The organism is Bacillus haikouensis (assembly GCF_013179555.1).
GTDB classification, from domain to species: Bacteria; Bacillota; Bacilli; order Bacillales; family Bacillaceae_B; genus Rossellomorea; species Rossellomorea haikouensis_A.
This window is the reverse complement of the sequence record NZ_JABMCR010000004.1, coordinates 1-26,383: the sequence shown is the minus strand read 5'-3', so window position 1 is coordinate 26,383 and position 26,383 is coordinate 1. Positions and strand designations below refer to the sequence as shown.

Below are 26,383 nucleotides of genomic sequence, written 5' to 3'. Positions count from 1 at the left end.
ATTTTATCAATCTTCCTTATCCTGTTTGCAGGTGTGATAAACCTCCGCCGGTACGAACAGCACTTAAATCCCCATGCTGACCTTCCACTATGATTATCTTGTTTATAGACCCTTCACACTCTCTAAATAAACCATATTTTTATTCTTAATGTTCTGTTATATTAATAGGTATATAGTACAAACTTTTCAAGCATAAGGGAGGACTTTATGACTCGTCTTACTGAGCACCTGATCGTCATCTCTTTCGATTGTTTATCATCACAGGATTACACCATACTAAAGGATCTCCCCCACTTCAACGAATTGCTCTCTAAAGGATCCCTCTGTAAGAATGTCGAAACGATTTATCCATCTGTCACCTATCCCTGTCATGCCACCATCGTGACCGGAAATCACCCTAAAAAACACGGCATCATTAACAACACTTTCACCCAGCCAGGCAGGGTGTCTCCGGACTGGTACTGGCATCGCAGCCATATAAAAGGAACTACGTTATATGATGAGGCAAAGAAAGCAGGCATGACGACAGCTGCCTTGTTATGGCCGGTTACAGCCAAGGCCGATATTGACTATAATATGCCGGAAATCTTTGCCAACCGTTCCTGGCAAAATCAAATTCTGGTATCCCTCTTTAACGGGACTCCCCTTTATCAATTAAGTCTTAACCGCCGCTTCGGTCATATAAGGAAGGGGCTAAATCAGCCTGAGCTTGATGATTTCGTTCTGGAATCAACAGTTGCAACGATTAAAGAGAAAAATCCTCACTTACTGCTTGTTCACTTTACTGACCTTGATACCCAGAGGCATTATCATGGGTTTTCCTCGGATGAAGCCATCGCCGCCATACTCCGTCATGACCGGAGGCTTGGCAGGATCCTCGCGGCCCTGAAGGAAGCTGGAATATATGAAAACTCAACGGTCTCTGTAATCGGAGATCACAGTGCCCTTGATGAATCAAAGGCTGTGCAATTAAATGTTCTTTTGAAAGATAGAGGCTACATCTCACTTGATGCAAGGCAAAGAGTAAAGAACTGGAAAGCTTATTGTAAAGGCTGTGACGGTTCAGCCTATATTTATGTGAAAAATACGTCTGTTAAAAAGGAGATTGAGCAGCTTCTCTATGAGCTGTATGAAAACCCTTCTAACGGTATCCAACAGATTTATACCGGTGCAGAAGCAGGGGAAATGGGGGCTGACCCCACATGTGCCTTTATGCTGGAAGCCCGGATCGGCTATTATTTCAAAGATACACTGGACGGTGAACTCATCCATACCGTCACCCCGGAAGATGTAAAAGAAAAACGCTATACTTGGGGCTCGCACGGCTATTCTCCAAAAAAAGAAAACTACACAACCATATTCATGGCAGCAGGGAAAGGAATCGTTCCTCACAAAGAAATCGATGTCATGCATCTTGCAGATGAAGGTCCGACATTCGCCCGGCTGCTGGGTCTGGATTTAGGAAAAACAGACGGAAAAGTAATGGAAGAGCTGATAGAAGAATAGATAGTAGAAAAAGGAATTAGGTTTTTGGGGGGGAATAGATAATGAAACGATTTTCCAAGGAAGAAAACAGCTGGATATTTTATGACTGGGCAAACTCCGCCTATTCAATCATTATCTCAACGGCGGTTTTTCCACTATTTTATAAAGCAGCAGCCACAAATGCAGGTGTAAGTCCTTCTGATTCCACTGCCTATCTGGGTTATACCGTTGCTATCGCCACATTCATTTTGGCGATGCTCAGCCCCATTTTGGGCACCATTGCAGATTATCAAGGATATAAAAAGAAATTCTTCACCTTTTTCTTCGCTCTGGGGGTGACGTTTACTGCGATCCTTGCATTCGTGCCCAGTGATCAATGGCTACTGCTTTTGATTTTCTATACAGTGGCAGCCATCGGATCTGCAGGATCAAATGTTTTCTACGATGCTTTCCTTACCGATGTTACAACTGAAGATCGTATGAACAAAGTATCATCCAGAGGATTCGGATTCGGTTATATCGGGAGTACCATCCCGTTTATCATCAGCATTGCGATCATCGTTCTGTCGCAAAATGGAACCCTGCCGCTTTCGACCACTGCCGCAAGTAAAATCGCATTTATTATAACTGCGATCTGGTGGGGGTTGTTTTCGATCCCGCTTATTAAAAACGTACATCAGCGTTACTTCATCGAACGGGAACCGAAACCTGTAGTAAACAGTTTTAAGCGGCTGGGCAAAACACTTAAAGAAATCAGACAGTATCGTGCACTATTCTTATTCCTTCTCGCCTACTTTTTCTATATCGATGGAGTCGGAACGATTATCACAATGTCTACCGCATATGGAACAGACCTCGGCATCACGGCAACAAATTTGCTGATCATCCTGTTCGTCACGCAGGTGGTTGCCGGACCGTTCGCGATCTTGTATGGACGGCTGGCAGAGCGATTCACTGGTAAAAAAATGCTTTACGTGGGGATCAGCGTCTATATCGTTGTATGTATTTACGCTTACTTCCTTGAAACCACCCTGGATTTCTGGATTCTAGCTATGCTCGTAGCTTCTTCACAAGGTGGGATCCAGGCACTCAGCCGTGCTTATTTTGCCAAATTGATTCCTAAGAAAAACTCAAATGAGTTCTTCGGTTTTTATAATATCTTCGGTAAGTTCGCATCCATCCTGGGACCGCTCCTTGTCGGTGTCACGGCACAGGTTACGGGCGATTCCAGCAGCGGTGTATTCAGTCTGGTCATTCTCTTCATCATTGGTCTGATCATCCTTGCATTTGTACCAGAACCAAAAGCGGGCGAAGTGAACAAGCCGACCATCTTATAAGAAAAGCGCAAGCGCCTTGGTCAGGCCCGACAAGCGTTGGAGGGCCGGCCCGTGAAGTCGCTCTTTGACTTCATTGGACGGTCCGAAACGTCTCGAGGGGCTAGGCGCTGGAGCTGGACAATAAGAAAAGCGCAAGCGCCTTGGTCAGGCCCGACAAGCGTTGGAGGGCCGGCCCGTGAAGTCGCTCTTTGACTTCATTGGACGGTCCGAAACGTCTCGAGGGGCTAGGCGCTGGAGCTGGACAATAAGAAAAGCGCAAGCGCCTTGGTCAGGCCCGACAAGCGTTTTAGGACCGGCCGGGGAAGTCGCTCTTTGACTTCATTGGGCGGTCCGAAACGTCTCGAGGGGCTAGGCGCTGGAGCTGGACAATTCTAGAGATTGAACTTTACTTTCATATCAAATCAAAAAGCGCCTGTCCTCCAGAAACGGAAATTCAGGCGCTTTTCATTTAAAATGTATGAGCCATATCTTTTGCCCGGGCAATTCCGTCAGCTTTGATCTCGGCTGCTTTATCAGGCATGGCTGCATGCCCCTCAACAAATAGCCCCTGGAACGAAGGAACTCCGAAGAATTGCATGATGATATCGAGATAACGGTGGCCCATTTCCATCGCTGCAGCCGGCCCCTCCGAGTAAATGCCGCCGCGTGCCTGGATGTGGAGAGCTTTCTTATCCGTTAAAAGCCCGACTGGCCCCTCCGGAGTATATTTGAAGCTCTTTCCCGCTACTGCCACAGAATCAATGTATGCTTTCATAAGGGGAGGAAAAGAGAAATTCCATAAAGGAGTGACAAATACGTATTTATCTCCCTTAATAAATTGATCTGAAAGCTCATTTAACCGCTGTACCTTTTGCTTTTCATCAGGTGACAGCTCTTCAAACCCCTTACCTGACTGCAGCTTCCCCCAGCCGCTGAACACGTCTGCGTCAATATGCGGAATATGTTCCTTATACAAATCAATATGTACGATTTCATCTTTGGGATTCACTTCTTTATACGTATCCATAAATGCTTTTGCTGCAGCCATACTGTAAGACATAGTATCGTCATGCGGATGTGCGGTGATATACAATAATTTTGTCATGATATACCCTTCCTTAGCATTAATTTATTTGTCTATTTCATTTTGCGAAGAAAATGATATTCTATGCGCTGAAATGGAAATACCATTCAAGTATGTCATCAAAAGCAAACTCAAGTCTTTATGGTTATGAAAAAAAGATGCTGTCATCTCTGACAGCACCCCCTCTTCTTACTTTTCCTCCGATACCGCTTCGAAAGGATTAACACCGATACTTTTTCTCATTTCCCCCGTCAATTCAAATGGCTCATTCTCTGTTGGTGCACCGTCTGTCATTTGGCTGCTTCCATCGTAATGAAATGGTTTATTTTCCATCAAACAACACCTCCGTCATGTTAGGTATAATGTGTCCCCTGCCCAATGTTTTATACAGATGCGACATAAGTCCGTATCACCAAACGCCACCCCGCAAAAAACCAAGACTTTATCACTACACAATATTCACTTCTATAATTCTTTATTCCCGGAGGAAAATCCTCTAATTCTTTCACATCTTATTAAAATCCGGCAGTCAACACGAGTGGATGTATCATGGCAAATAAAAAGTCTATCCACTCAATCGTGAATAGACTTAACATTACATATGACGTTTCTGTTGTTTCGTATAGAACCTTTGCCTTTTCCTCTTGATAATCATTTCTTCCAGTGTCCCTGCCCCGAAAATGACTCCTAAAATGATGAAAAGCAGTCCTAGTAAATGTTGGGAAGTTATTTTTTCGCCTAAGAATAATGCAGCCCCTATTAATGAGAAGAACGTATTGAGATTAAGAAAGATAGAAGTTTCGGCTGCCCCAAGCTGACCGATCGAATGATTATACAGCATATGTCCCACTGCTGTCGCGATCATCGCCGAAGCGATAAACAGCATCCAGATCCAAAGAGATGATCCACTTAGTTGTGAAAGTCCCCCCGGCTCTGTTACCAAGCCGATTAAGAACAAAATCACTGATCCGAAAATAAGCATATATCCAGTTAATAAACGGGGATCCAGCGTTTTAGCTGCACGGCTGATGATAATGAAACTCAATGCTTGAGAGAATATGGAAATGAAGATCATCGCATCTCCGCCATTCAGGTTTCCGAGTCCTTCCCCACCTGATAAAACAATGATGGAAACCCCGATTCCTCCGAGAACAAACCCAATGACCTTGATGACTGTCGGCCGATTCCTTAGCAGGATGGAAGCAAGCAGTGCCGTCAGCAAAGGACCTGTTCCCAGAATGAGACCTCCATTAGTGGAGGTGGTCTGTGTTAAACCTACAGACAGAAAGTAATGATGACTCACTACATTCAACAGCCCGCCGCCAATGATGAAGATGCTTTCCCGTCTGGTAGGTCTTCTTACTTTTTTCATGATTCCCAAAATGATAAATACCGTGATCCCTGCCGTAAAGATACGCAGTGATGTAATCGTTACGGGGGTGAATTCTGTCACCAATGTTTTCAATGCGGGAACATTGAATCCCCAAATCATCATGATGAATACCAATACTAAGTATGTCTGCCACTTTTTCAATGTACTCAAGACCTTTTCTGTAGATTTCTGCAGTCATGGTTCCTGCATTTTCATTTCATCATATCACCCCTTTTACTTCTTTACTACGGTGCATCGCCAAATTCCTGTAAGAAATTTGAATCATTCAGATATTTTTATTATAAGGAGATTGAAAGAACGCTTTATGCTATAGTGAATAGCGAAAGGAGTGATTTACTATGAATAAACAAGAATTACCGCCTAAAACATGCAGCATCGATCGTCTCGTAACAAAAGAGGAAGACGTTGAACAGGTTCTTCGAGGGAAAAAGACGGCAACACGCCGTAACGGACGCTATGCAGATGTAGGAGAAATTATGGAATTGCAGGGCAAAAAGTACATAGTGGATAAAGTATATTCGCAATCTCTTGGAGAATTGACTGATGAACATGCGCGGCAGGAAGGCTTTCAAACAGTGGAAGAATACAAGGAAACCATTCTCTCCTACCATCCGGGAATGCCTTGGCATCCAAAAATGAGAGTCTGGGTACATGAATTCAGTGCCGTAAACGACTAGGTCAGTTAAATGGAACTATATTATCGTATCATTATTTATCTGCACGTTCTGAGTGTAGTAGCTTCCATCGGTCCATTTTTTATTTTACTGCCGATGATCAAGAAGCTTCGTATTGCTTCAGGAAAAGAAATGACTTCGTACCTGGATACATTCCGTTTTACTGTGAGATTATCCAAACACGCTGGACATGTGCTTGTGGGATCAGGGATCCTCTTAGTCATATTAGGTCCCTGGTCTTGGGATACCCCCTGGATCGTCATGACACTCCTCATCATGTTCTGCTCACTATTCTTTCTGGCACGTGCTTTTTCCCCGACGCTCAGAAAGTTTGACGATGATCAAGAAGAACGGGAACCTTTGATCGCAAAGTTGAAGCGAACCATTTTGACTTACCTCATCCTTCTTCTCGCGATGCTTTGGTTTATGGTAATCAAGCCAGATTTGTGGTAATTTGAAAGTTTTAAAAAAGCATATCCCATTTGACACTTCGTGCCATAGGGGATGTGCTTTTTCACATTACTTGTTAACAGCCAATTTAGTAACTTCGGATCTTAACCGTCTTTATTCTGAAAATAAAATAATAATGCTTATACATAATGATCAGGCTCAGTATCGCCTTCACGAGGATTTTATCCGTCATAAACAGTGGGATCATGATCATCACATCCGAAAATGCCATAAGAGTGATCTTTTGGCGGAGCGTCATGGAACGATTCTGGACAAACCCCTCCAAATGCTTTTTATATACACCTGTATCTTTGAACCAGATTTCAAATCGCTGTGAGCCTTTTACAAAAAAGTAGGAAGCCAATAATAAGAGCGGTGTAGTAGGGATAAGCGGAAGCACGATGCCGATGATTGCGATTGTCATGAAAACAAACCCCAATGCGATAAAAAGACCTTTCTGAAGACTTTTCACTTGCCTGCTCCCTTCTCCGATCAAGTTTCTTCTTTCTTCATTATTGTATGTACCTTCCCGTAACATCTCAAGTGACATTATTAAACATATTTGAAGGCCCTTCCGTTGCTTAATGACAGCGTGGGAAGGGCCTTCAATTAAGCTATTCTCTATCTTTGGAATTGAGCATTTTCATGAAGTAGGCGGATGGGAGCAGGAGTCCGATGGCTGCTTCCATAAGGGCGAAGAAGCGTAAATGACCTACTGGAAGAAAGTCCCCGTATCCTACCGCCAAGATCGTCACCCCGCTGAAATACAGGTAATTGGAAAAGGAGTGGGTGACTGGCTGTCCATCCGGCACGCTGTATCGCAATACGGTACCATTCATGCCCAATCCATAATAAAGGACGGCAAATGCAATCATAACTCCCATCAGCACGAAGAAAAGTTTATAGAACATCTTTGCACTGAAGTAACTGTATCTGAATTCTTTATTTTTAAAGAAATAGATTAAGTTAATGAGAATGAATATGATTGCTCCTACTACTAGCAGATTACCCAAAACTGAAGATGCCTCCTTAATCTTTAATCCGTTCTTTATTTACCACTTTCAGGATGTTTAAAACCACTGATTTTCAAAGTAACACGGTCTTTTCCCTTCAGAAATGCAAGGGGCCTCCTTACAGTCTTCTAAACTACCTTCACGAATGTTTTTTTTATGTTAAACTAAGAAAGTTGTTTTAAATATACATGTTTACTAGAAACGAGGAGGAACCATCATGGATTTTCTATTTCCATTGGGGCTTGCAATTTCATCAGGTGCCGTCATTGCCCTGTTAAAAATCATTGCGATTGATATAATCCTGTCAGGAGACAATGCGATCGTCATCGCTATGGCTACAAGGGGCTTGCCCAAAGAGCTTCAAAACAAAGCCATCTTTTGGGGTACTGCAGGTGCCGTCATTTTACGTATTCTATTCGCTGCAATCATTGTGTACTTGCTGAAGATTCCTTTTGTGCACTTGATAGGTGGAATTCTACTTTTATGGATTGCTTATAAAGTATTGGTGGAAGAAGAAGGGGAAGCTGATATCAAGTCTCACACAGGAATGAAACAAGCGATTACAACCATCATTCTGGCAGATGCAGTGATGAGCCTTGATAATGTTGTGGCTGTTGCTGGTGCTGCGCATGGTCATCTTGGGATGATCGCACTCGGTGTATTTATTTCTATCCCTATCATGATTTTCGGATCAAAGGCGATTGTGAAAGTACTTGAGAAATATCGCTGGATAGCCTATTTAGGTGCTGGGATCCTGGCATATACTGCAGGAGAAATGATTGTCGGAGATCATCAATTCATGAATCTTCTGAACATCCACCACGGACCTGCAACTTATGTAATTTCATTCGGCCTGACAGCTGCTGTCCTGTTGATCGGTTATCTTGTCAATAAGAAATCTGCCGGTTCCGTTTCAGAAGAAAGACTTCACGAGGCAAATTGATAGTTAAAAAGATGCTTACTGCGAGGAGTAAGCATCTTTTTTATTTGACCATATTTTCCGGAGCATCCCAAATGATGGCTAGTTGATCACTGTCATCCTGCTGGAGAACCGGCCGTTCAGTTCACCATCATCTTTTTGACAAGTTCTCTATTTTTCTTTTTGAAGACATCGTTATGGGATGACACCATCGCTATTTTATCCGCTTCAGGCTGAATGTATTTCTTGGCTCTATTGACAGCATTGGCCGCATCCTGGAAAGCTCCAGCGATCAAGTTTACCTTTCCTTCATGCATCAGGATATCACCTGCAGCATACAGACCTTCAATGGACGAATCGCTTGTGGACGTCCCTTCAATGTAGAAATCATTCACCATTTTAACATTCAAGCTGCTGTTCTTCAGCAAAGATGCATCAATTTCATAACCGTGATTGATGATCACTTCATCGATATCAAGATAGGATACTTCTCCCGTCTGGTGATTCGTCAACTGTACCTTTTCAATCCGTTCATGATCACCATCCGCCATCAGCTTGGTTATCGATGTATGAAACAAACATTCGGCAGAGCTGTTTAACAGCTGGGCACATTGGGCTTCGTGGCCATTCAGTGCTTCTTTTCGATACGTTACATACACCTTTTTAGCGATCGGTTCCAACTCATTTGCCCAGTCCACTGCCGAATTCCCGCCGCCGGAGATAACGACTGTCCTGTCTTTAAAACTTTTCAACGACTTCACTGTATAATGCAAATTAGAAACTTCAAAGCGCTCAGCACCTTCAATATCAAGCTTCTGAGGATTGATGATTCCACTTCCAACAGCCACAATGACACTCTTAGAGAAATGCTTCTGTCCTGAAGACCCCTCAAGAATGAACAAGCCTTCCTCATTACGTGTAATGCTTTCTACCTTTTCATTCAGCACAACTTCCGGATCGAAGGTCAGCCCTTGCTGAACGAGCTGCTTGATCAGTTCCGCTCCTGGTGTAGGGGTCAGTCCCCCTACATCCCAAATCATTTTCTCCGGATATACATGTATTTTCCCGCCTAACATCGGCTGATACTCTATGATCTTTGTTTTCATTTCTCTAAGACCGCTGTAAAAAGCAGAGTAAAGCCCTGCCGGACCTCCTCCGATTATCGTTACATCAAATAATTCATGCCCTTTCATGTCCGTCCACTCCCCGCAATCAATCACTATTGATTATCATTCTCAATTACATACTACCTCTTTTTCTTCGATGTGACAATGAAAAATTCTATTGACATTGGTAAAAAAGAATTATAGTATGGTATTGTTCGAGAATGAGAATCGTTATCATTAAATTCCAATAATAAATGGAGGGCTCAACATGGTTCGCCTATATACGGATGAATTAAACATTGGCTATGGTGACCACTTAATTGTGAAAGATCTTAGCGTTCAAATACCGGATAAACAAATCACCACCATCATCGGATCGAACGGTTGTGGAAAATCGACTTTGCTGAAAGCGATTACCCGCATCATTTCACACCAATCCGGCAATGTTCTATTGGATGGTGAAAATATATCCAAAGGGAATACGAAGGAACTTGCCAAAAAAATGGCGATCCTTCCACAGACTCCTGAAAGTGCAGGAGGGTTGACTGTCGGGGAATTGGTTTCCTACGGACGCTTCCCCCATCAAAAAGGGATGGGACGTCTGTCCAAGAAAGATTACGACATCATCAATTGGGCACTTGAAGTGACAGGTACCTCTGACTTTAAGTACAGACAGGTCGACGCATTATCCGGAGGCCAAAGGCAGCGTGTGTGGATTGCCATGGCTCTGGCTCAGGAAACGGATATCATTTTCCTTGATGAACCGACTACATACCTGGATATGGCTCACCAGCTGGAAGTACTGGAACTCCTGCAAAAACTGAATGCAGAGCAGGGACGGACCATCGTCATGGTACTTCATGACTTGAATCAGGCAGCACGCTTCGCCGACTACATCGTCGCCCTCAAAGAGGGAGAAATCGTCAAAGCCGGTACTTGTGAAGAAGTCATCACCTCTGAAGTCCTGAAGAAAGTATTCCAAATTGACGCTGCGATCGGAAGAGACCCTCGAACTAATAAACCAATGTGCATCACATACAACTTACTTAAAGGAGAAGATCAACATGAAAAAATGGATGATTCCATTTACTCTGCTGTTGGTGCTATTAGTTAGTGCATGCGGCAACGGTACAACAGATGATAAAGGAAAAGAGTCAAATAAAGACAGTAAAACTGAAACCATCACTTACGAATCAGAAAACGGACCAGTTGAAGTTCCGGCAGACCCGAAGCGTGTCGTCGTTCTTTCCTCTTTTGCAGGGAATGTCATGGCACTTGACGTAAATGTGGTTGGTGTCGATTCCTGGTCTAAAATGAACCCCCGCTGGGAAGATGATTTAGAAGGTGTAGAAGAAGTATCTGATGAAAGTCTTGAGAAGATCATCGAACTGAACCCGGATCTGATCATCGGATTATCCAATATCAAAAATGTTGATAAACTAAATGAAATTGCCCCTACTGTCACTTATACATATGGGAAAGTTGACTATCTGACTCAACATATCGAAATTGGAAAACTATTAAACAAGGAAAAAGAAGCGCAAGCATGGGTGGATGACTTCAAAAAGCGTGCTCAGGAAGCAGGCGATGAAATCAGGGCCAAGATTGGTGAAGATGCAACCGTTTCCGTCATTGAAAGCTTCGATAAGCAATTATACGTATACGGAAACAACTGGGGACGCGGTACCGAAATCCTCTATCAGGAAATGAACCTGAAGATGCCTGAAAAAGTGAAAGAACAAGCTCTTGAACCTGGATACTTTGCTCTCTCGACAGAAGTCCTTCCTGAATATGCAGGTGATTATGTCATTCTGAGCAAAGACTCGAATGGCGACAATTCATTTATGGAAACTGAAACATTCAAAAAGATTCCTGCTGTGAAAAACGACCAGGTATTTGAAGTGAATATGATGGAATTCTATTTCAATGATCCACTTACACTGGATTATCAGCTTGACTTCTTTAAAGAAAAATTCCTGGATAACTAATAAGAACAGCCGAAGCGGCTCGTTCAGCTAAATCGGGCCGGAAATGTGTTCCTTGCCTTCTTGGTCCATTTAGCTTATGAATCAAAGGAGCTGGCCGTACATGCTGGACAATGGAGGAATTCTTATGAAAAGAATTCCTCTTCCTTTATACTCCAAAAAAGAGATGATGATTGATAATGACTACTCCAAATCAGCGATATATACCATTTATAATAAAATTAATGGCTTCAGTGGTGATTTTTGCTGCCTGCTTTTTCATTTCAATGATTTTTGGTGCGGCAGATACCACTGTAAAAGACGTTTGGTTTGCTCTTACTTCTTTCGAGATAAGTGAAAAAGCAACCATCCTTCAGGAAATCCGTTTTCCTCGTGCAGTCGCTGCAATTTTTGTCGGTGCTGCCTTATCTGTTTCAGGAGCCATCATGCAAGGAATGACAAGGAACCCGCTGGCAGACCCTGGACTGCTGGGGTTGACTGCCGGGGCGAATGCCGCTCTCGCCATCACCCTTGCCTTCATCCCCTCTGTGAATTCACCGGGAATTATGATTGCTTGTTTTATCGGCGCCGGGGCAGGGGCTCTTATGGTTTTCGGAATCAGCTCTATGAAAAAAGGCGGCTTCTCTCCTCTTCGGATTGTATTGGCAGGGGCAGCCGTGTCTGCTTTTTTATTCGCTATTGCAGAAGGCACCGGCCTTTTCTTTAAGATTTCAAAAGATGTTTCCATGTGGACTGCAGGAGGTTTGATCGGAACTACATGGGGGCAGCTGCAAGTGATCGCCCCATTCATTGTCGCGGGAATTGTTGTTTCACTCTTCCTGTCGAGGCAGCTTACAATCCTCAGCCTGAATGAAGAAGTTGCCGTAGGATTGGGCCAGCGGACGGCTTTTGTCAAATCGATTCTTTTCATCGTCATTATTTTATTGGCGGGTGCTGCTGTTGCACTTGTGGGGAATATGGTGTTCATCGGATTGATGATCCCTCATATCGTTCGTGTGATCACCGGTACAGACTACCGTTTCATCATACCTGTCTCTACTCTGCTTGGAGCATCATTCTTGCTGCTTGCAGATACTTTGGGGCGGACCATTCACGCTCCTTACGAGACACCTGTAGCGGCTATTGTCGCGATGATGGGCTTGCCTTTCTTCCTCTTCATCGTTAATAAAGGAGGGAAAGGTTTCTAATGATACATCCTGACTTAATAAAAAAGCAAAGAATACTAATTATGGTGCTGTTGATTTTAATTCTTGTCACTGCGTTCGTAAGTATTGGAATAGGGTACTCTTCGGTTTCATTTGACCGGCTCTTCCCTACACTATTAGGGAATGGAAACTTCAAAGATGAATTCATCCTGTTTTCCATCAGGCTTCCGAGGATCATCATTACCCTTCTTGCAGGTATGGCACTTGCTCTATCCGGCTCGATTCTGCAGGGAATCACCCGCAACGACCTGGCCGATCCGGGAATCATCGGAATCAATTCAGGAGCAGGAGTTTCGATAGCGATATTCTTTTTATTCTTCCCGATCGATGCCGCCTCCTTTGCATATCTGCTGCCGATTGTTGCCTTCGTTGGCGCCCTGATAACAGCATGCTTTATCTATTTATTTTCATATAGCAAAAGAAACGGTTTACAGCCTGTGCGTCTGGTGCTGGTGGGTGTCGGATTTTCGATGGCTTTCTCCGGACTTATGATTATATTGATTTCAGCCGCCGAGCGTCAAAAGGTCGATTTCATTGCTAAATGGCTTGCGGGAAGCATCTGGGGAACGGACTGGCCATTTATTTGGGCGATCATTCCCTGGCTAGCATTGCTTATACCCCTCACTCTCTATAAATCTCAGATGCTGAATCTGCTCGGGTTGAGTGAGCCTGTCTCTGTCGGAGTTGGAATTTCTATCAATCGTGAACGATTTCTTATGCTCATCGTTGCAGTGGCTTTGGCCGCATCCTCGGTTTCCGTTACAGGCGGGATTGCCTTTATCGGCTTGATGGCTCCTCACATGGCAAAGGCTTTAGTCGGACCCCGTAATCAGATGTTCATTCCGGTGGCCATTTTACTTGGCGGCTGGCTCTTGATGCTTGCCGATACGATCGGCAGAAATATATTGGAGCCGGACGGTATTCCTGCCGGGATCATGATAGCTTTGATAGGGGCGCCATATTTTATGTATTTGTTGTTGAAGAAATAAAATATCGAAAAGAAAAGGTGGTAACGGGACTTCCGTTACCACCTTTCGTTTTATCTGACAGATGCTTGCGGCTCGCGGCCTTTGTTCTCCATTTCAGTTTCCGCCTCTATGACTGTTTTTTTACTCCAGAAGGTTGCGATTATCGGGCCTGAGATGTTGTGCCAGACAGCCGCTATGACACTCGGGAGTGCTGCGAGAGGACCGAAATGGGCCGTTGCCAGGGCAACGCCCAGACCAGAGTTCTGCATACCGACTTCAATCGAGATGGCACGACGTTTGCTTTCATCCAATTTCATCAGGACGGCTGTCCCATAACCCAGCGCCAAACCAAATATGTTATGCAGCATCACAGCCGAGAAAACCATGATACCGGATGATGCAATATTCTCCACGTTTGCAGAAACAACTGCTGACACAATAATGATGATTGCTGCCACCGAAATCAAGGGGATGACATTCAAACTTTTTTCCACGGTACCTGGGAACAGCCTTTTAATTACCAATCCGAGCGTGATCGGGATGATGATCACCTGTACGATCGACAGGAACATGGCATAGGGGTCGACCGGGAGCCACTGTCCGGCCAGCGCCAATAAAATTAGAGGAGTGGCAAGTGGCGCCATCAGTGTAGAGAGCGACGTCATCGCAACCGATAATGCCAGATTCCCTTTTGCTAAATAGACCATGACGTTAGAAGCTGTCCCGCCCGGAACCGAACCTAACAGCACCAAGCCTGCTGCAAGCTCCTTCGGCAGACCCATCACATATGCGATTGCAAATGCCCCGAGCGGCATGATAATGAATTGAGCAAGTACTCCTGTAATGACAGGGAGCGGTTTTTGAAGAACAAGTTTGAAATCAACCGGCTTCAATGTCAGCCCCATCCCGAACATGACCACACCGAGAAGGATCGTGATATAGCTCCCTAATGGTAAAAATGGTGCAGGAATGAAATAGGCTGCCCCTGCCACAAAAATGACCCAGACAGCGAAATACTTGCCTGCCAGATGACTGATGGTTTCTAGCATTCTCATCCCTTTTCCTCCTTTCCTGTATGAATCAGTTTATGGGGATTCATCAGCCCCGTTGGATCAAGGGCATCTTTTATATTATTCATGACCTGCAGTGCCCCGCCATGCTCCCTCTGCTGATATTTCATCTTTCCGGCTCCGACCCCATGCTCTCCGGTACACGTCCCGTTTCTTTGAAGGGCATATTCTACGATCTTTTCATTGAATTCCTCTGCTTTTTGAACTTCTTCCGTGTCGCTTAGGTCGAGCATGACAAGTGCATGATAGTTTCCATCGCCGACATGGCCGAGGATACCTCCTGTAAGATTAAGCTCATCAAGCTTTTCGCGGGCGTTTTTGATCGCTCCGGATAACTCGGAAATAGGGACGCACACATCTGTTACCATCATCTTTTTACCAGGATTGCCGTGGACATATGCATACGCAAGATTATGTCGAGCATCCCACAATTTATTCCTGGCTGCCTGGTCTTCCTCGAAATGAACCTCCTTACAGCCATGGTCTGAAACGATTTCCTGCATGAATGCCACATCCTGCTTCAGCCCTGCTTCATTCCCGTGAAATTCCAGAAACAAGGTGGGCTTTTCTATGTAATCGGTATCGCTGAACAGATTTACCTGCCTCATGGAGGCCTCATCAACCAGTTCCACTCTGGCAACCGGTATCCCAGCCTGCAGTATCGATACAACCGCTTCGACTGCATTGTCAATATGAGGGAATGAAGCTCTTGCAGCCAATATGTGTTCAGGTATTCCATATACTCTCAATGTCAATTCAGTAAAGCAGCCAAGCGTCCCTTCAGATCCAACAAATAAATGGTTCAGATTATAGCCTGATGAAGATTTTTGTGCAAGGTTTCCCGTGTGTATGATTTCGCCCGATGCAAGCACGACTTCCAAATCCCTCACCTGATCTCTCATCACACCATATTTGACGGAGGTCGTACCGCTTGCATTCGTGGCAGCCATCCCTCCCAATGTCGCATCTGCACCAGGATCGACTGAGAAAAATAAACCGTGTTTCTTCAGTACCTTATTTAGCTGGGACCGGGTCACACCCGGCTGCACTCTGACCAGGAAATCCCTATCCCTTACTTCGAGGACCTTGTTCATCTGAGAAAAATCAATGCAGATTCCTTTGTCATAAGGAATCACGTGACCCTCCAGGCTTGTACCTAAACCAAATGGGACAATCGGAGTCTTATTTGCACTAGCCAATTTTACAATCCTGCTAACTTCCTCTGCACTCTCTGGGAACACAACAATATCAGGAGAGAACGGTTGATGATAAGATTCATCCTTCCCATGCTGTTCCAGAACCGTTTCATTTGTTGTTACTTGATGACTTTTCAGCACTTCCTTTAATTCATGAAGCAGCCCTTTCACTTTAACTGTCATCCAGCTCTCCTCCTTTGGCCAATTTGTATAATGTATGCAATTATACATAATAATCTGAATTTTGCAATAGAATTGAATGTTTTTAATTCATTTGTAAAAAAATTCAGCAGTACGGAAAGTTTAAAGAAAACTCCCTGAGGGAAACAAAGAAATAATTCAATCATAAAAGGAGGCACTCACAGTGAAAACATTAACCATTGAAGTTGAGTATTCTCAAGAGGCTTTATCTGCTGATAAAGCAAAAGATCAAATTAAAAAGGCACTGGACGGGTCTGATTTTAAAGTCGTTTCCTTTGCAGACACTCAATCAGATACGGATTCCTCTTATAATAAAATGCACTCTTCCCTGCCGAATCAGCCAAAAGGAGCAGATCCGGATGTCAATTCTACAGGAGCCGGCGGTATGGTTTCACCTGACTCAAGCGGATATCCGAATAATAATGACTGATTTTAGCTGGGACAAAGCTAAAAACGAAATGAACATAAATAAATACTAATAAAAAACCCAAACTGATTTAAATCCTGGAATTCAAATCAGTTCGGGTTTTATTTAGACTATAACACTTTTGTTCCGGCCTTTTCCCCATCACTATTGTTTCATCGCTGCATCAATGAATTCCATCACCCGGTGCTTGTATTCTTCTTCCTTGTCCAGGAACCCTTGTGTATGTCCGACACCAGGTATGATCCATAATTTTTTTTCACCTGATGTTTTTTCATACAATTGTTCAGCCATTTCCGACGGAACAAGCTCGTCCTTCTCACCATGGATGATAAAAAGTGGTAAATCACTTTTCTTTTTCTGAACCTGATTCAGAGCAGATGCTTCCTCAAATGAAAACCCGGCCCGTATTTCAGTTACCAGGCTAGTGATATCAATCAGCGGGAAAGGAGGAAGATGGTAAAGGTACTTCAACTGATGAGCCATTTCATCTTTGACTGAAGTGTATCCGCTGTCCGCTATGATTCCTTTTACTTCATTGGGAAGGTCTTCACCGCTTGCCATCAGGACGGTCGACGCACCCATTGAGAAGCCGTGAAGGAAGATGGAGGTTTCATTCTTTTCTTCTATGACATAATCAACCCATTTTCTTAAATCGTTCCGGTCATGCCACCCATATCCTATATAGTCCCCTCCACTTTTCCCATGTCCTCTTGCATCGGGTTTCAATATGTTATATCCCTTTTCATAATAAAATCTTGTCACTTCTGGCAATTGCTCGTTGTTTCCTTTATAGCCGTGAGCCAATATAACCGTTTTCCCAATTGGTGCATCGTTTTTCAGATAAAGTGCACTCAGGGTCAAACCATCGTCACTTTGTATTTCCACTTCTTCGAAATCCTGTTTTTCCGTCCAGCTCCTTAGGTCCTGCAGCCGTTTCTGTTCTTCTTCCAGTGCACTCACCGCTTCAACTGCTTCCTCTGTGCCGTATAGCTTGATCGCTTCATCACTGCGGTTGATGGCGACGTTATAAAAATAATTCGCAGCACCGACAAGAACGATAACTGTTATTAATAGCAGCCAACTTATAATTAAGCCGATGCGTTTTATCATATCGGTATCTCCTTCACTACTATTCTTGCAATACACTTACTTGATACCCCGGAGATTTTTACTAGAAACCTTTTATATTGAGGAAATGTTTCTCAATATAAAAAGCACTCATTAACCCGGAGCGCTTTTCATAACGATATTATTTTTTCTCTAATTCCTTTACCCTTTTTTCAAGTTTACTCGCCATCGATAATGCAATGATTGCTACACCAAGTGAACCTGCAGCAATTGAAAAAGCAAAAATTATTCCGGTCTCCATACATGTTCCTCCCTCTAAGTTCTTGAGACGCAATTCAGTTTAGAAAATGCTTCAAAGTGATGGTGCAAGTCATATGCAGCAATAATCTGCAATCTCATAACTGCCTCTGACAAATTAAATTTGGCTTATTTATGAAATCTACCTATTAATAGTAAATGAATTTCATAAGGAGTAAAGGATTTTTTTGGAAAATAAGCCTTATCCCCTATTCAGATCATCTTAACGGGGATAAGGCTTTATGAATGATGGACTAACGATTAGTTCCCTTTACCTGTTGTCACTTCTTCTTGAGGCTCATCCTTATGAGAGCTTAGAGCAGAAGCTGCCTCTTCCTCTGCTGTTGAATCAGAAATTGCCGGCTGCTGAATGGTTCTTTCAGGTCGTCTATTTGCATAAGACCTTAGCAATTCACCCACATCAATCCCCGTCATTTCCTTCAAAGGCTCCTGCATATCGACCATCGTTTTTGTGATGCTTTTGCCAAATGACGGGACACCCTGGCCATTACCGGAATCGATGATCTTAACCGAATCGATGTTGTTAAGAGGCTGTGCAATCTTCTCTGCAAAAACAGGAAGCATCTCAATCAGTTTTTCTGTAATGATGACGTCTCCGTGTTTCTCCATTGCTTCAGCAAGAAGTTTACGTGATTCTGCTTCTGCCTTACCGCGCTGCCTGATGACATCCGCTTCAGCAGAACCCTCTTCACGTCGGATTTTCGCTTTCGCTTCCCCGTCTATCTCAGCTTTACGCGCTTCTGCTTCTGCCTTACGTGTTGTTTCATAGTATTCGGCGTCAGCTTTCGTTTGACGCACTTTTGATTCTTCAGCCTCGAGCTTAACAGCCCGTTCGCGCTCAAGGAATTGAAGCGTCAATTCTTCTTCTTTTACTTCTTTTGAAAGCTTGGCTTTCTCCAATTCGTATGATTGTTCTGACTTCGCACGCGCACGCTCTGTTTCTTCCTTGAATGCCGCATCTTTGATGTCTTTTTCCTTTTTGGACTCGGCAATGGAAATTTGGCGCTTGTATTCTTCTTCCTTTGCTTCCTGATCGGTCTGTGCACGGTGAATCCGCGTTTCACGTTCAGTATTCGCCTCGGCGATTTCAGCCTGTTTGCGGACTTCCGCGATGCGGGGGCGTCCCAGGTTCTCTAAGTATCCATTTTCTTCATCCGCATCTCTTATGTCCGTCAAGCCGAGAGACGTGATTTTGAAGCCCATCAGATCAAGCTGTTTCTGGGCGATTTCTGATACGTCGGCGTTAAACTTCTCACGATTGCTGTTTATGTCCTCCACGGTCATTTTTGATAGGATTGCGCGAAGATTACTTCCTAATACTTCAATGATTTCATCTTCGATTTCCTTTTGATCCTTTCCAAGGAATTGTTCCGCATAGTTAGCGATTCCGTTCAGTGTGTCGGCCACCTTGACCATTGCTACGGCATCGGCCACGATCGGCACCCCGCCGTTTGTATAGACACGAGGTGTCGACAGCTTCAATTGGAAAGAAGTCAGATTAACAGGCGTAGACGTTTGGAATCTTCTCAGGCGGTATCCCCCGCCCCTGATGATTTTCATGGAACGCCCTTCCTGATCGGTGAAAATATTCGTCTCTTTCTCGGGATCCCCGAGTTTCGGACCCGTAATAATCAAAGCCTGATTGGACCGTGCAGTACGGTACCGGAATCTCATCCAGAAATAATACGCAATTCCGGCGATCGCTGCCACGATCAAAACAGGAATTAGGAACATAATTGCTCCAATTGCAGTTAATGAACCCATATTTACCTACCCCCTGATAAATTTTTCAGCAGTGAAATTTGTCTCTGCTATTAAAATGGTTATATGACTATTTACGGATGAGAGGCTCTAAAGGTTTCATAAAAATGGGAAATTAACAGTTTATTCCCTTACAAATGACAAAATTAAGTGTGGCGGCGTCGAATATGGTAGAATTATAGCGTTCACAATTTCATAATTGCTTATTGGTGAAAAGTGTCTGTTGACGCTCTTCTTAAAAGGGAAGTTGGTGAAACTCCGACGCGGTCCCGCCACTGTAAGGCCGAGATTACTTATGAAGCCCACTGTTTCCGTTTAGGATATGGGAAGGGATAAGAGATTGACGAAGCCGAGCCAGGAGACCTGCCAATCGGGAAGAACACAGAGTTCCTACGGGAGATAGGAGGGTGTTACGCTAAATGGAACAACACATCTGGTATCATTGGATCCTGATCGTTTGTCTGGAATAGCTGCATCTTCTTTATAAAAAGAAGATGCTTTTTCATTTTAAAGATATAATAGGAGATGAAACATGATGGAACAAGCTTATCCAACTGAACGTTCACGTACGATCCAAACGAAATTGGTGCTGCCACCGGACACCAACCACATGCAAACAATCTTTGGAGGTAAAGTATTAGCCTATATCGACGAAATCGCAGCGCTATCTGCGATGAAACATTCCAGTTCAGTGGTGGTTACGGCATCCATTGATTCGGTTGACTTTCTCTCATCTGCAACCGTCGGTGATGCACTGAGCCTGGAAGCGATTGTGACTTCGACCGGAAGGACTTCAATGGAGGTTTATGTGAAGGTATTTTCTACGAATCTACTGACAGGAATTCAAACCCTCACCACTGAATCCTTTCTTACGATGGTAGCCGTTGATGAAAACGGAAAACCAAAGCCCGTCCCAAAGGTCATTCCGGAAACCGAGGAAGAAAACCGGCTGTTCAACACCGCCCTCAAGCGGAAAGAACATCGAAAGAATAGGGCGTTGATTAAGTAAAGAAATTGGGGATGAACACTTTACTGTTCATCCCTTTTTTACCAACAGGCCATATTCAGGCCGAAGAATCCGCCACTGAAACTCCCAGCAGGGTTTAATAGTCCTACCAATAAAAAAACACAGCTCCCAATATGACACCTGTCCACGCAACAGAGGCTATCCAGCCTACCCTCAGTAAGTCCTTATCTGTAAAATAACCATAAGTGTAACTGATCAAATGTACAGGGGACTGGGTTACCAGAAAGAACCCCGGGACGCATGCAAGGAACACCGGCATGGCAATATGCAAGGGCGATAAAGCCGGGATCGAATTTCCAATCGTAATAGCCAACGGAAGCATGATTGTCAAGAAACCTAATATATTCACAAATACAACCCGGATGACGCTTGTGCTGATGACAAGTATCAAAATGACAACCCAGGGGGAGTGACCTGCAAGGATACTGTTTAAACCTGCAGCCATCCAATTGATTGTATCGGTTCTTATTAACATTCCGGATACCATTAAAGTCGAAGCAAAAAAGAGGATCAAATCCCAATCAATGGACTTTCTTGCCTGCTCCCAACTCCAAACCCCCGCGAAAGGAAATACTGTCACACAAGCACCAAGAAGGCCGATTTGAGGGATTGAATACCCATGTAAAGGCTGAGTGACCCATAGCACCAGTGTCCCTCCTATGATACACATTACTTTCTTTTCGTTAGTGCTAAAAGGTCCCAATTCACCGATTTTCCTCTCAATCAACGTCAACAATAGTTTTCGGTCTATTTTTTCAGGAGGGAATACAAACAGAAATATCACCCACAGAATCAAAATAAACAGCAAAACCGGGATCCCAAATAAGATAAACCATTTTATGTAGTTCAAATCGGGTGATACCTCATTCATGATTCCGAACGCATAGATAGTGGAGCTTGCCCCGGTTGCAACGAAAGCACCTGAAATCGCAGCTAGATACGCAATCCCGATAAACAGGGATTTACCTAAATGGCGAACGTCCCCTATTTTCTTTAAACTTTTCATTAGACTGTCCAGGACTGAGGAAACCAGACTTCCTTTCCCCACATTAGAAGGAATCAGAATGGACAGCACAAGCATCAACAAAAAAGAAATGAATATCAATGCTTTTCCGGAACCCCTTGAGAGCCTTAGCATATAGAGAGATACCCTGCTTGCAAGCCCTGTTTCAATGAAGGCTGTTGAGATAATAAATGTTGAGAATAATAGCCATACGATTCCAGTACTAAAATAGCTCAACGTTTGTTCATAAGTGAAAAAATGGAATGAAAGAAGCAGAATGAATATCAATGAACTGAAGGCAAGCGGAAATACTTTCCCTATCCATAATATTTGAATGATGATAAGAGCCGCGATTGCTTTCCATTTATCATCCCACCCAAAAACAGGCAAAAAGAACAAGCCATACATGAATAAAGTAATGATCAATAATAGTGGTTTTTTCATCGTTATTTCTCCCGTCCGTGAAATCTGCAACCAAAAGGAAAAAGTCACCGATAATCAGGTGACTTTCTTACTTCTCAACCACTAAACATCAATTCGTAATCTTTGTATCCTTCTTATTCCCGAGTACATAGCGGGCGGCAGCAGAACCCGCCAATTTCCCATAAACTGCTCCTGACATCAGCCCAGATCCTCCAGGATAGTTGTGATAGAAGATTCCTCCCACCATTTCTCCCGCAGCGAACAACCCGGATAATGGTTTATTATCCTTTTTTAATACTTCTCCTGATGAATTTACATGCAGTCCGCCAAATGAGAAAGTAATACCGCACGTCACAGGGTATGCATAGAATGGGCCATTTTCAATTTTTAATGCCCAGTTCGTTTTTTCAGGTGTTAACCCGGTTGTTTTCTTTCCGTCTTTCTCTGTCGGATTGTATTCTCCGCCTTGAACGGCATCATTATATTCTTCGATTGTTTTGAGAAATTGCTGTTTGTCTACAGGCAGTTGATTGACTAGTTCAAGCAGAGATTCACCCTTATAATAGGTTGCTTCTTCCAAGTCATATTCCTTTCGAAGCAATGGACGTACCTGGGAATCATAAATCTGATAAGCAACATGATCCGGTTGTTTCAATATTTCCCGTCCATATTTTGCGTACGTATAATTTCTGAAGTCAGCTCCTTCATCTACGAACCGTTTCCCATCTTTATTAAGCATGATACTCAGAGGGTAGGAATGTTTCTTATAAATATCCCCCGGTTTATTGAAGTCGCCGACTTTTGGAGCATTATAATCTGTCCCGATTGAATGACAACCGGAATATTCCCCAAACTTCTCTGCTCCAATCGCTGTCGCCATCGAAATACCATCACCCGTGTTGTATTCAGTACCCCGGACGATTGCTGCTTCCCATTCGTCACCGAGTTGCTCACTTCGAAACGTTTTATTTGCTTCAAGACTTCCGCATGCCAGAATAACGCCGGTTGTTTCAACAGTCATCCTTTTTCCATCTTGCTCGACGGCCACACCGCAGATATTTTCTTCTTTTTTCATGAGCTCAACTGCTGCTGCTTCATACCAGATATCGATCCCAAGCTCCTGTGCACGGGTAAAGAGCTGTTCCATCAATCCAATTCCTTTATTTTCTGTCTTAACTGGGAGACCTCCCCAAAATTGTCGCTTGCCATCCTTTTCATAGGACTGATTTTCGTAGTTCAATTCAAATTTAACTCCGTGTCCTTTCATCCAGACCAATGTTTCAAACGAACGATTCACCAGCTGTTTCGCAAGTTCCGGCTGACTCTCGCCTTTGGTGACGCGCATGATGTCTTCATAATAGTCGTCTTCATGATAGTCCGGCATGACGACAGCAGCTGCATCCTCATCTGTTAGATCAGGTACGACTTTCCGGATGTCCTTGAGGTTATGATATGCCACCCTGATCGCTCCATCAGTGAAGAATGAATTTCCGCCCCTCTTATGCTCAGGTCCTTTCTCCAATACCAACACTTTCGCTCCTTCTTCACAGGCCGATATCGCAGCACATAAAGCAGCGTTTCCGGCGCCTACAACAACTACATCATATGACGTTTGATTTGACATTTCCATTACCTCCTATTGCTACATGTCTTTTGTAATCGGGTTAACAGGGTCTTTCCCCTTCTTCTTAAGTGCTTTTATAAGCAATGGATAGAACAAAGATAGAAGAGTCAAGACAGCTAGGCCGATTGCTATCGGTGTTTCAAAGAAGATACCCAGGTTTCCATTCGATGAGAGCACCGCCATTCTAAAATTCTGTTCCATATCAGCCCCGACAATCAATGCCAGTACCAGTGGGGCAATCGGGAAATCCATTACCTTTAAAAATAAGCCGAAAACTCCGAAAATTAATAATAAAAAGAAGTCCACAGCACTGTAACTGAGTGTGTATGTTCCAATAAAGGCCAGGATCACAATGACCGGATATAAGACCTTGGCCGGCGTATCAAGAATTTTCACTAATAGTCCAACTAGTAAAATATTGATGATAACCAGCGCGATATTCCCTATGAACATACTATTGATCAAAGTCCAAACGGTATTCGGATCGTTTTCAAAAAGTAAGGGTCCGGGCTTCATCCCGAGCATGACAAGCGCTCCAAGCATGACAGCTGTAGTCCCTGAACCTGGTATCCCCATTGTTAATAATGGGATCATTGCTCCCACTGAAGCAGCGTTATTTGCTGACTCCGGTGCCGCAAGTCCTTCCACAGCACCTTTTCCGAACTCTTCGGGCTTTTTTGAGATTTGCTTCTCGGTCGAATAGCTGATCATGGAAGCAATCGAACCTCCAGCACCCGGGAGAACCCCAACTATGAACCCAAGCGGGCCGCTTCTGAGAATGGGCCACATTGACCGTTTCCACTGTTTTTTAGTGAACCAGATTTTACCGACTTTCTTTTTCTCTTTTTGCACATGATCTATCTTCAAGTAGTTGTAAAGCACTTCACCTACTGCATAAACCCCAATGATGACAATTAAGAAATCAATTCCTTCACTTAAATGGGAACTTCCAAAAGTAAAGCGATAGACGCCACTTTGAGTGTCAATACCGACAGTACTCAACATCAGCCCAAGAAACATGGCGATGAATCCTTTGACCATTTTCCCAACTGACAGAGAAACGATCGCAGAAAGGGTCAACAACATCAACAGGAAGTATTCAGCAGGACCAAATTTCAATGCGAAGCTTGCCAGTGGTTCTGCCAGGAAGATAAAACCTATTACTGCCATTATCCCCCCTATGAAGGACGCTACTGCAGATATCGCCATGGCTTGTCCTGCCTGCCCTTTCTGAGCCATCGGATACCCGTCAAATGTTGCAGCTATCGCCGAGCCGTCACCGGGGGTATTCAACAGAATCGAACTTCTGGATCCACCGTACATCGCTCCATAATAAATGGCTGCCATTAGAATGATCGCACTGGTGGGCTCCATACCGAACGTAATCGGTATCAACACAGCAACAGCAGTTGCCGGTCCCAAACCAGGCAGCATCCCGACTATCGTTCCAAGAAAGCCTCCGATGACAACCCACATAATATTAATTGGTTCTAATGCAGTCATTAATCCCTGCATAAAGTTGCTCATATCCATTTAGCTCACCTCCTAAGGCAGACTGACTCCTAATAATACACTGAATGCATACCAGGATAGAAAAGAAAAGCTGATTGCAACGATCACATTCACAACGGCTTTTTTGATGCCATTGACTGTAAATAATAATGCTCCCAAAAATAGGATGGTAGATAACAAGAAACCTATTCTCTCAAAAATAAGAGCGTAAATGGCTCCGTATACTACCGTGAGTACTATTAATTTTGGTGTTCTCCCTTCAAGCAGCAGCTTTATATCCATATTGGCACGGTTTATATTTTTCCATTCCTGGAACAGATAAAAGATACTGAATATCAACATGAATGCACTTAAGCCTATTGGAAAATATAGAGGGCCATTTGGATTCCCAAGATTCGCTTTAGGTAAGTTCATCGACCCGATCAGAAAGGAGAGGCTTAATAGAATTAAAAAGATCGGCATTCCCAGTTTGATTGCTTTCACTCACTTCTGCCTCCTATAGTGGCAGTCGGCCGGAAAGGGACCGGGTCGTTCCCTCTTCCCTTCTCCGCCAACGCCTTTCTAAGTCTTGAATTAATTGGTTAAACCGGAACTGTTCACAAGTTCCGTATACAGTTCTTCTTGCTCCTTCATGAATTGCTTCGTTTCTTTACTATCTTTATAAAAGTCATCCCAATCATTATTTTTGAGCATTTTCTTCCATTCATCCGTTTTGACCATTTCTCCAATCTTTTCATCCCAATAAGCCACTTCTTCTTCAGTCATATCCGGCGGTCCCATGATTCCCCTCCAATGAGGAAATACCATATCCACACCTTCTTCTTTCCAAGTAGGAACATCATCAAGCCCTTCGAGTCTTTTTTCAGAAGAAACTGCGAGAATCTTCAGCTTCCCTGCTAAATGCTGCTCCTTTACTTCTGATAGGGAAGTCGTTACAGCATCAACATGTCCTCCCAGTAAGGCAGTCACGACATCCCCTCCGCCTTCATAGACAAGGAAATCAAGTTTGGTAGGATCGATCCCTTTTTCACTTGCCGCTTGTACTAAAGATAAGTGGTCATCATTTCCAAGTCCTGGTCCTACCCCGATCTTTAAAGATTTGGGATCCTTCTTCATTTGATCGAGAAGTGCTGTTGCTGTGTCATACTTTGAATC

26 protein-coding genes and 1 riboswitch are annotated in these 26,383 nt (G+C 43.7%); of the genes, 11 read left to right on the top strand and 15 right to left on the bottom strand.

The genetic code is table 11. The features are described from left to right. Positions 1 to 207: 207 nt before the first annotated feature. Together HP456_RS00970 and HP456_RS00965 are read left to right on the top strand one after the other, a co-directional pair. Positions 208 to 1,506 carry an alkaline phosphatase family protein gene (locus HP456_RS00970; protein WP_172248140.1) on the top strand — a complete coding sequence of 433 codons (1,299 nt, stop codon included), beginning with the start codon at positions 208 to 210 and terminating at the stop codon, positions 1,504 to 1,506. A 41-nt stretch (positions 1,507 to 1,547) separates the two neighbouring features. Then, positions 1,548 to 2,822, top strand: coding sequence for an MFS transporter (locus HP456_RS00965; protein WP_172248139.1), 1,275 nt, complete (start codon positions 1,548 to 1,550; stop codon positions 2,820 to 2,822). A 448-nt stretch (positions 2,823 to 3,270) separates the two neighbouring features. Here the strand turns inward: HP456_RS00965 and HP456_RS00960 are convergent, their stop codons facing one another. The 3 genes from HP456_RS00960 to HP456_RS00950 form a co-directional block, all read right to left on the bottom strand. Beyond that, positions 3,271 to 3,906: an FMN-dependent NADH-azoreductase gene (locus HP456_RS00960; RefSeq protein WP_172248138.1), complete on the bottom strand. Its 636-nt coding sequence runs from the start codon at positions 3,904 to 3,906 to the stop codon at positions 3,271 to 3,273. A 168-nt stretch (positions 3,907 to 4,074) separates the two neighbouring features. Beyond that, on the bottom strand, positions 4,075 to 4,218 hold the full coding sequence (locus HP456_RS00955; protein ID WP_172248137.1) for a hypothetical protein: 144 nt from the start codon (positions 4,216 to 4,218) through the stop codon (positions 4,075 to 4,077). 262 nt (positions 4,219 to 4,480) lie between these two features. After that, on the bottom strand, positions 4,481 to 5,428 hold the full coding sequence (locus HP456_RS00950; RefSeq protein ID WP_312857716.1) for a DMT family transporter: 948 nt from the start codon (positions 5,426 to 5,428) through the stop codon (positions 4,481 to 4,483). Positions 5,429 to 5,616: 188 nt separating this feature from the next. On the opposite strand from HP456_RS00950, the gene HP456_RS00945 reads away from it, so the two are divergent. Further along, entirely contained in the window at positions 5,617 to 5,955 is a 339-nt protein-coding gene (locus HP456_RS00945; protein WP_172248136.1) for an ASCH domain-containing protein, read from the top strand. A 9-nt stretch (positions 5,956 to 5,964) separates the two neighbouring features. Further along, positions 5,965 to 6,405, top strand: a complete 441-nt coding sequence (locus HP456_RS00940; RefSeq protein ID WP_172248135.1) for a hypothetical protein — start codon at positions 5,965 to 5,967, stop codon at positions 6,403 to 6,405. 85 nt (positions 6,406 to 6,490) lie between these two features. Here the strand turns inward: HP456_RS00940 and HP456_RS00935 are convergent, their stop codons facing one another. Then, positions 6,491 to 6,952, bottom strand: a complete 462-nt coding sequence (locus HP456_RS00935) for a YbaN family protein (protein WP_246288634.1) — start codon at positions 6,950 to 6,952, stop codon at positions 6,491 to 6,493. A gap of 64 nt (positions 6,953 to 7,016) precedes the next feature. After that, complete coding sequence (locus HP456_RS00930; protein ID WP_172248134.1) at positions 7,017 to 7,415, bottom strand: ion channel; 399 nt, start codon at positions 7,413 to 7,415, stop codon at positions 7,017 to 7,019. A gap of 217 nt (positions 7,416 to 7,632) precedes the next feature. Between HP456_RS00930 and HP456_RS00925 the strand changes: the two genes are divergently transcribed. After that, complete coding sequence (locus HP456_RS00925) at positions 7,633 to 8,358, top strand: TerC family protein (RefSeq protein WP_172248133.1); 726 nt, start codon at positions 7,633 to 7,635, stop codon at positions 8,356 to 8,358. Between the two features lie 116 nt (positions 8,359 to 8,474). On the opposite strand, the gene HP456_RS00920 is transcribed toward HP456_RS00925, so the two are convergent. Next, the gene (locus HP456_RS00920; protein WP_172248132.1) at positions 8,475 to 9,527 is read right to left on the bottom strand and encodes an NAD(P)/FAD-dependent oxidoreductase; all 1,053 of its coding nucleotides are present in this window, start codon (positions 9,525 to 9,527) and stop codon (positions 8,475 to 8,477) included. 181 nt (positions 9,528 to 9,708) lie between these two features. On the opposite strand from HP456_RS00920, the gene HP456_RS00915 reads away from it, so the two are divergent. The 4 genes from HP456_RS00915 to HP456_RS00900 all read left to right on the top strand — a co-directional run bounded on the left by HP456_RS00915 (position 9,709) and on the right by HP456_RS00900 (position 13,619). Continuing rightward, complete coding sequence (locus HP456_RS00915; RefSeq protein ID WP_172248131.1) at positions 9,709 to 10,554, top strand: ABC transporter ATP-binding protein; 846 nt, start codon at positions 9,709 to 9,711, stop codon at positions 10,552 to 10,554. After that, complete coding sequence (locus HP456_RS00910; protein ID WP_172248130.1) at positions 10,505 to 11,428, top strand: iron-hydroxamate ABC transporter substrate-binding protein; 924 nt, start codon at positions 10,505 to 10,507, stop codon at positions 11,426 to 11,428. Before HP456_RS00915 ends, HP456_RS00910 begins: the two co-directional genes overlap by 50 nt. A 176-nt stretch (positions 11,429 to 11,604) precedes the next feature. Beyond that, complete coding sequence (locus HP456_RS00905; RefSeq protein ID WP_172248129.1) at positions 11,605 to 12,612, top strand: FecCD family ABC transporter permease; 1,008 nt, start codon at positions 11,605 to 11,607, stop codon at positions 12,610 to 12,612. After that, positions 12,612 to 13,619, top strand: a complete 1,008-nt coding sequence (locus tag HP456_RS00900) for a FecCD family ABC transporter permease (protein WP_172248128.1) — start codon at positions 12,612 to 12,614, stop codon at positions 13,617 to 13,619. Before HP456_RS00905 ends, HP456_RS00900 begins: the two co-directional genes overlap by 1 nt. Positions 13,620 to 13,669: 50 nt before the next feature. On the opposite strand, the gene HP456_RS00895 is transcribed toward HP456_RS00900, so the two are convergent. Together HP456_RS00895 and HP456_RS00890 are read right to left on the bottom strand one after the other, a co-directional pair. Further along, positions 13,670 to 14,653 (bottom strand): bile acid:sodium symporter family protein, encoded by a 984-nt coding sequence (locus HP456_RS00895; RefSeq protein ID WP_172248127.1) that lies wholly within the window; start codon positions 14,651 to 14,653, stop codon positions 13,670 to 13,672. Then, positions 14,650 to 16,047, bottom strand: a complete 1,398-nt coding sequence (locus tag HP456_RS00890; RefSeq protein ID WP_172248126.1) for an FAD-binding oxidoreductase — start codon at positions 16,045 to 16,047, stop codon at positions 14,650 to 14,652. Before HP456_RS00890 ends, HP456_RS00895 begins: the two co-directional genes overlap by 4 nt. A gap of 181 nt (positions 16,048 to 16,228) precedes the next feature. Here HP456_RS00890 and HP456_RS00885 point away from each other — a divergent pair, with 181 nt between their 5' ends. Next, complete coding sequence (locus tag HP456_RS00885) at positions 16,229 to 16,495, top strand: hypothetical protein (RefSeq protein ID WP_172248125.1); 267 nt, start codon at positions 16,229 to 16,231, stop codon at positions 16,493 to 16,495. 141 nt (positions 16,496 to 16,636) lie between these two features. Here the strand turns inward: HP456_RS00885 and HP456_RS00880 are convergent, their stop codons facing one another. Both HP456_RS00880 and HP456_RS00875 read right to left on the bottom strand, forming a co-directional pair. After that, positions 16,637 to 17,602 (bottom strand): alpha/beta hydrolase, encoded by a 966-nt coding sequence (locus tag HP456_RS00880; RefSeq protein WP_172248124.1) that lies wholly within the window; start codon positions 17,600 to 17,602, stop codon positions 16,637 to 16,639. Between the two features lie 516 nt (positions 17,603 to 18,118). Further along, entirely contained in the window at positions 18,119 to 19,642 is a 1,524-nt protein-coding gene (locus tag HP456_RS00875) for a flotillin family protein (RefSeq protein ID WP_246288632.1), read from the bottom strand. A gap of 187 nt (positions 19,643 to 19,829) precedes the next feature. Then, positions 19,830 to 20,024, top strand: a riboswitch (cobalamin riboswitch). A 150-nt stretch (positions 20,025 to 20,174) separates the two neighbouring features. On the opposite strand from HP456_RS00875, the gene HP456_RS00870 reads away from it, so the two are divergent. Beyond that, positions 20,175 to 20,648, top strand: coding sequence for an acyl-CoA thioesterase (locus HP456_RS00870; RefSeq protein ID WP_172248163.1), 474 nt, complete (start codon positions 20,175 to 20,177; stop codon positions 20,646 to 20,648). 103 nt (positions 20,649 to 20,751) lie between these two features. On the opposite strand, the gene HP456_RS00865 is transcribed toward HP456_RS00870, so the two are convergent. From HP456_RS00865 to HP456_RS00845, 5 genes are all read right to left on the bottom strand, one after another. Continuing rightward, positions 20,752 to 22,113, bottom strand: coding sequence for an SLC13 family permease (locus HP456_RS00865; RefSeq protein ID WP_172248123.1), 1,362 nt, complete (start codon positions 22,111 to 22,113; stop codon positions 20,752 to 20,754). An 88-nt stretch (positions 22,114 to 22,201) separates the two neighbouring features. Further along, positions 22,202 to 23,716: an FAD-dependent tricarballylate dehydrogenase TcuA gene (gene tcuA / locus HP456_RS00860; protein WP_172248122.1), complete on the bottom strand. Its 1,515-nt coding sequence runs from the start codon at positions 23,714 to 23,716 to the stop codon at positions 22,202 to 22,204. Positions 23,717 to 23,734: 18 nt separating this feature from the next. After that, on the bottom strand, positions 23,735 to 25,243 hold the full coding sequence (locus HP456_RS00855; protein ID WP_172248162.1) for a tripartite tricarboxylate transporter permease: 1,509 nt from the start codon (positions 25,241 to 25,243) through the stop codon (positions 23,735 to 23,737). 18 nt (positions 25,244 to 25,261) lie between these two features. Further along, positions 25,262 to 25,711, bottom strand: coding sequence for a tripartite tricarboxylate transporter TctB family protein (locus HP456_RS00850; protein ID WP_172248121.1), 450 nt, complete (start codon positions 25,709 to 25,711; stop codon positions 25,262 to 25,264). 90 nt (positions 25,712 to 25,801) lie between these two features. Then, positions 25,802 to 26,383 (bottom strand): tripartite tricarboxylate transporter substrate binding protein (locus HP456_RS00845; protein ID WP_172248120.1); only part of this gene is annotated, 582 nt, incomplete at its 5' end.

Excerpts from the sequence above, each read along its gene's own strand:
- HP456_RS00920 (WP_172248132.1), bottom strand. The coding sequence starts at position 9,527 with ATGAAAGGGCATGAATTATTTGATGTAACGATAATCGGAGGAGGTCCG.
- HP456_RS00900 (WP_172248128.1), top strand. The coding sequence starts at position 12,612 with ATGATACATCCTGACTTAATAAAAAAGCAAAGAATACTAATTATGGTG.
- HP456_RS00895 (WP_172248127.1), bottom strand. The coding sequence starts at position 14,653 with ATGAGAATGCTAGAAACCATCAGTCATCTGGCAGGCAAGTATTTCGCT.
- HP456_RS00890 (WP_172248126.1), bottom strand. The coding sequence starts at position 16,047 with ATGACAGTTAAAGTGAAAGGGCTGCTTCATGAATTAAAGGAAGTGCTG.
- HP456_RS00965 (WP_172248139.1), top strand. The coding sequence starts at position 1,548 with ATGAAACGATTTTCCAAGGAAGAAAACAGCTGGATATTTTATGACTGG.
- HP456_RS00910 (WP_172248130.1), top strand. The coding sequence starts at position 10,505 with ATGAAAAAATGGATGATTCCATTTACTCTGCTGTTGGTGCTATTAGTT.
- HP456_RS00925 (WP_172248133.1), top strand. The coding sequence starts at position 7,633 with ATGGATTTTCTATTTCCATTGGGGCTTGCAATTTCATCAGGTGCCGTC.
- HP456_RS00880 (WP_172248124.1), bottom strand. The coding sequence starts at position 17,602 with ATGATAAAACGCATCGGCTTAATTATAAGTTGGCTGCTATTAATAACA.
- HP456_RS00940 (WP_172248135.1), top strand. The coding sequence starts at position 5,965 with ATGGAACTATATTATCGTATCATTATTTATCTGCACGTTCTGAGTGTA.
- HP456_RS00935 (WP_246288634.1), bottom strand. The coding sequence starts at position 6,952 with ATGTCACTTGAGATGTTACGGGAAGGTACATACAATAATGAAGAAAGA.
- HP456_RS00855 (WP_172248162.1), bottom strand. The coding sequence starts at position 25,243 with ATGAGCAACTTTATGCAGGGATTAATGACTGCATTAGAACCAATTAAT.
- HP456_RS00870 (WP_172248163.1), top strand. The coding sequence starts at position 20,175 with ATGGAACAAGCTTATCCAACTGAACGTTCACGTACGATCCAAACGAAA.
- HP456_RS00970 (WP_172248140.1), top strand. The coding sequence starts at position 208 with ATGACTCGTCTTACTGAGCACCTGATCGTCATCTCTTTCGATTGTTTA.
- HP456_RS00955 (WP_172248137.1), bottom strand. The coding sequence starts at position 4,218 with ATGGAAAATAAACCATTTCATTACGATGGAAGCAGCCAAATGACAGAC.
- HP456_RS00865 (WP_172248123.1), bottom strand. The coding sequence starts at position 22,113 with ATGAAAAAACCACTATTATTGATCATTACTTTATTCATGTATGGCTTG.
- HP456_RS00960 (WP_172248138.1), bottom strand. The coding sequence starts at position 3,906 with ATGACAAAATTATTGTATATCACCGCACATCCGCATGACGATACTATG.
- HP456_RS00905 (WP_172248129.1), top strand. The coding sequence starts at position 11,605 with ATGACTACTCCAAATCAGCGATATATACCATTTATAATAAAATTAATG.
- HP456_RS00915 (WP_172248131.1), top strand. The coding sequence starts at position 9,709 with ATGGTTCGCCTATATACGGATGAATTAAACATTGGCTATGGTGACCAC.
- tcuA (WP_172248122.1), bottom strand. The coding sequence starts at position 23,716 with ATGTCAAATCAAACGTCATATGATGTAGTTGTTGTAGGCGCCGGAAAC.
- HP456_RS00945 (WP_172248136.1), top strand. The coding sequence starts at position 5,617 with ATGAATAAACAAGAATTACCGCCTAAAACATGCAGCATCGATCGTCTC.
- HP456_RS00875 (WP_246288632.1), bottom strand. The coding sequence starts at position 19,642 with ATGGGTTCATTAACTGCAATTGGAGCAATTATGTTCCTAATTCCTGTT.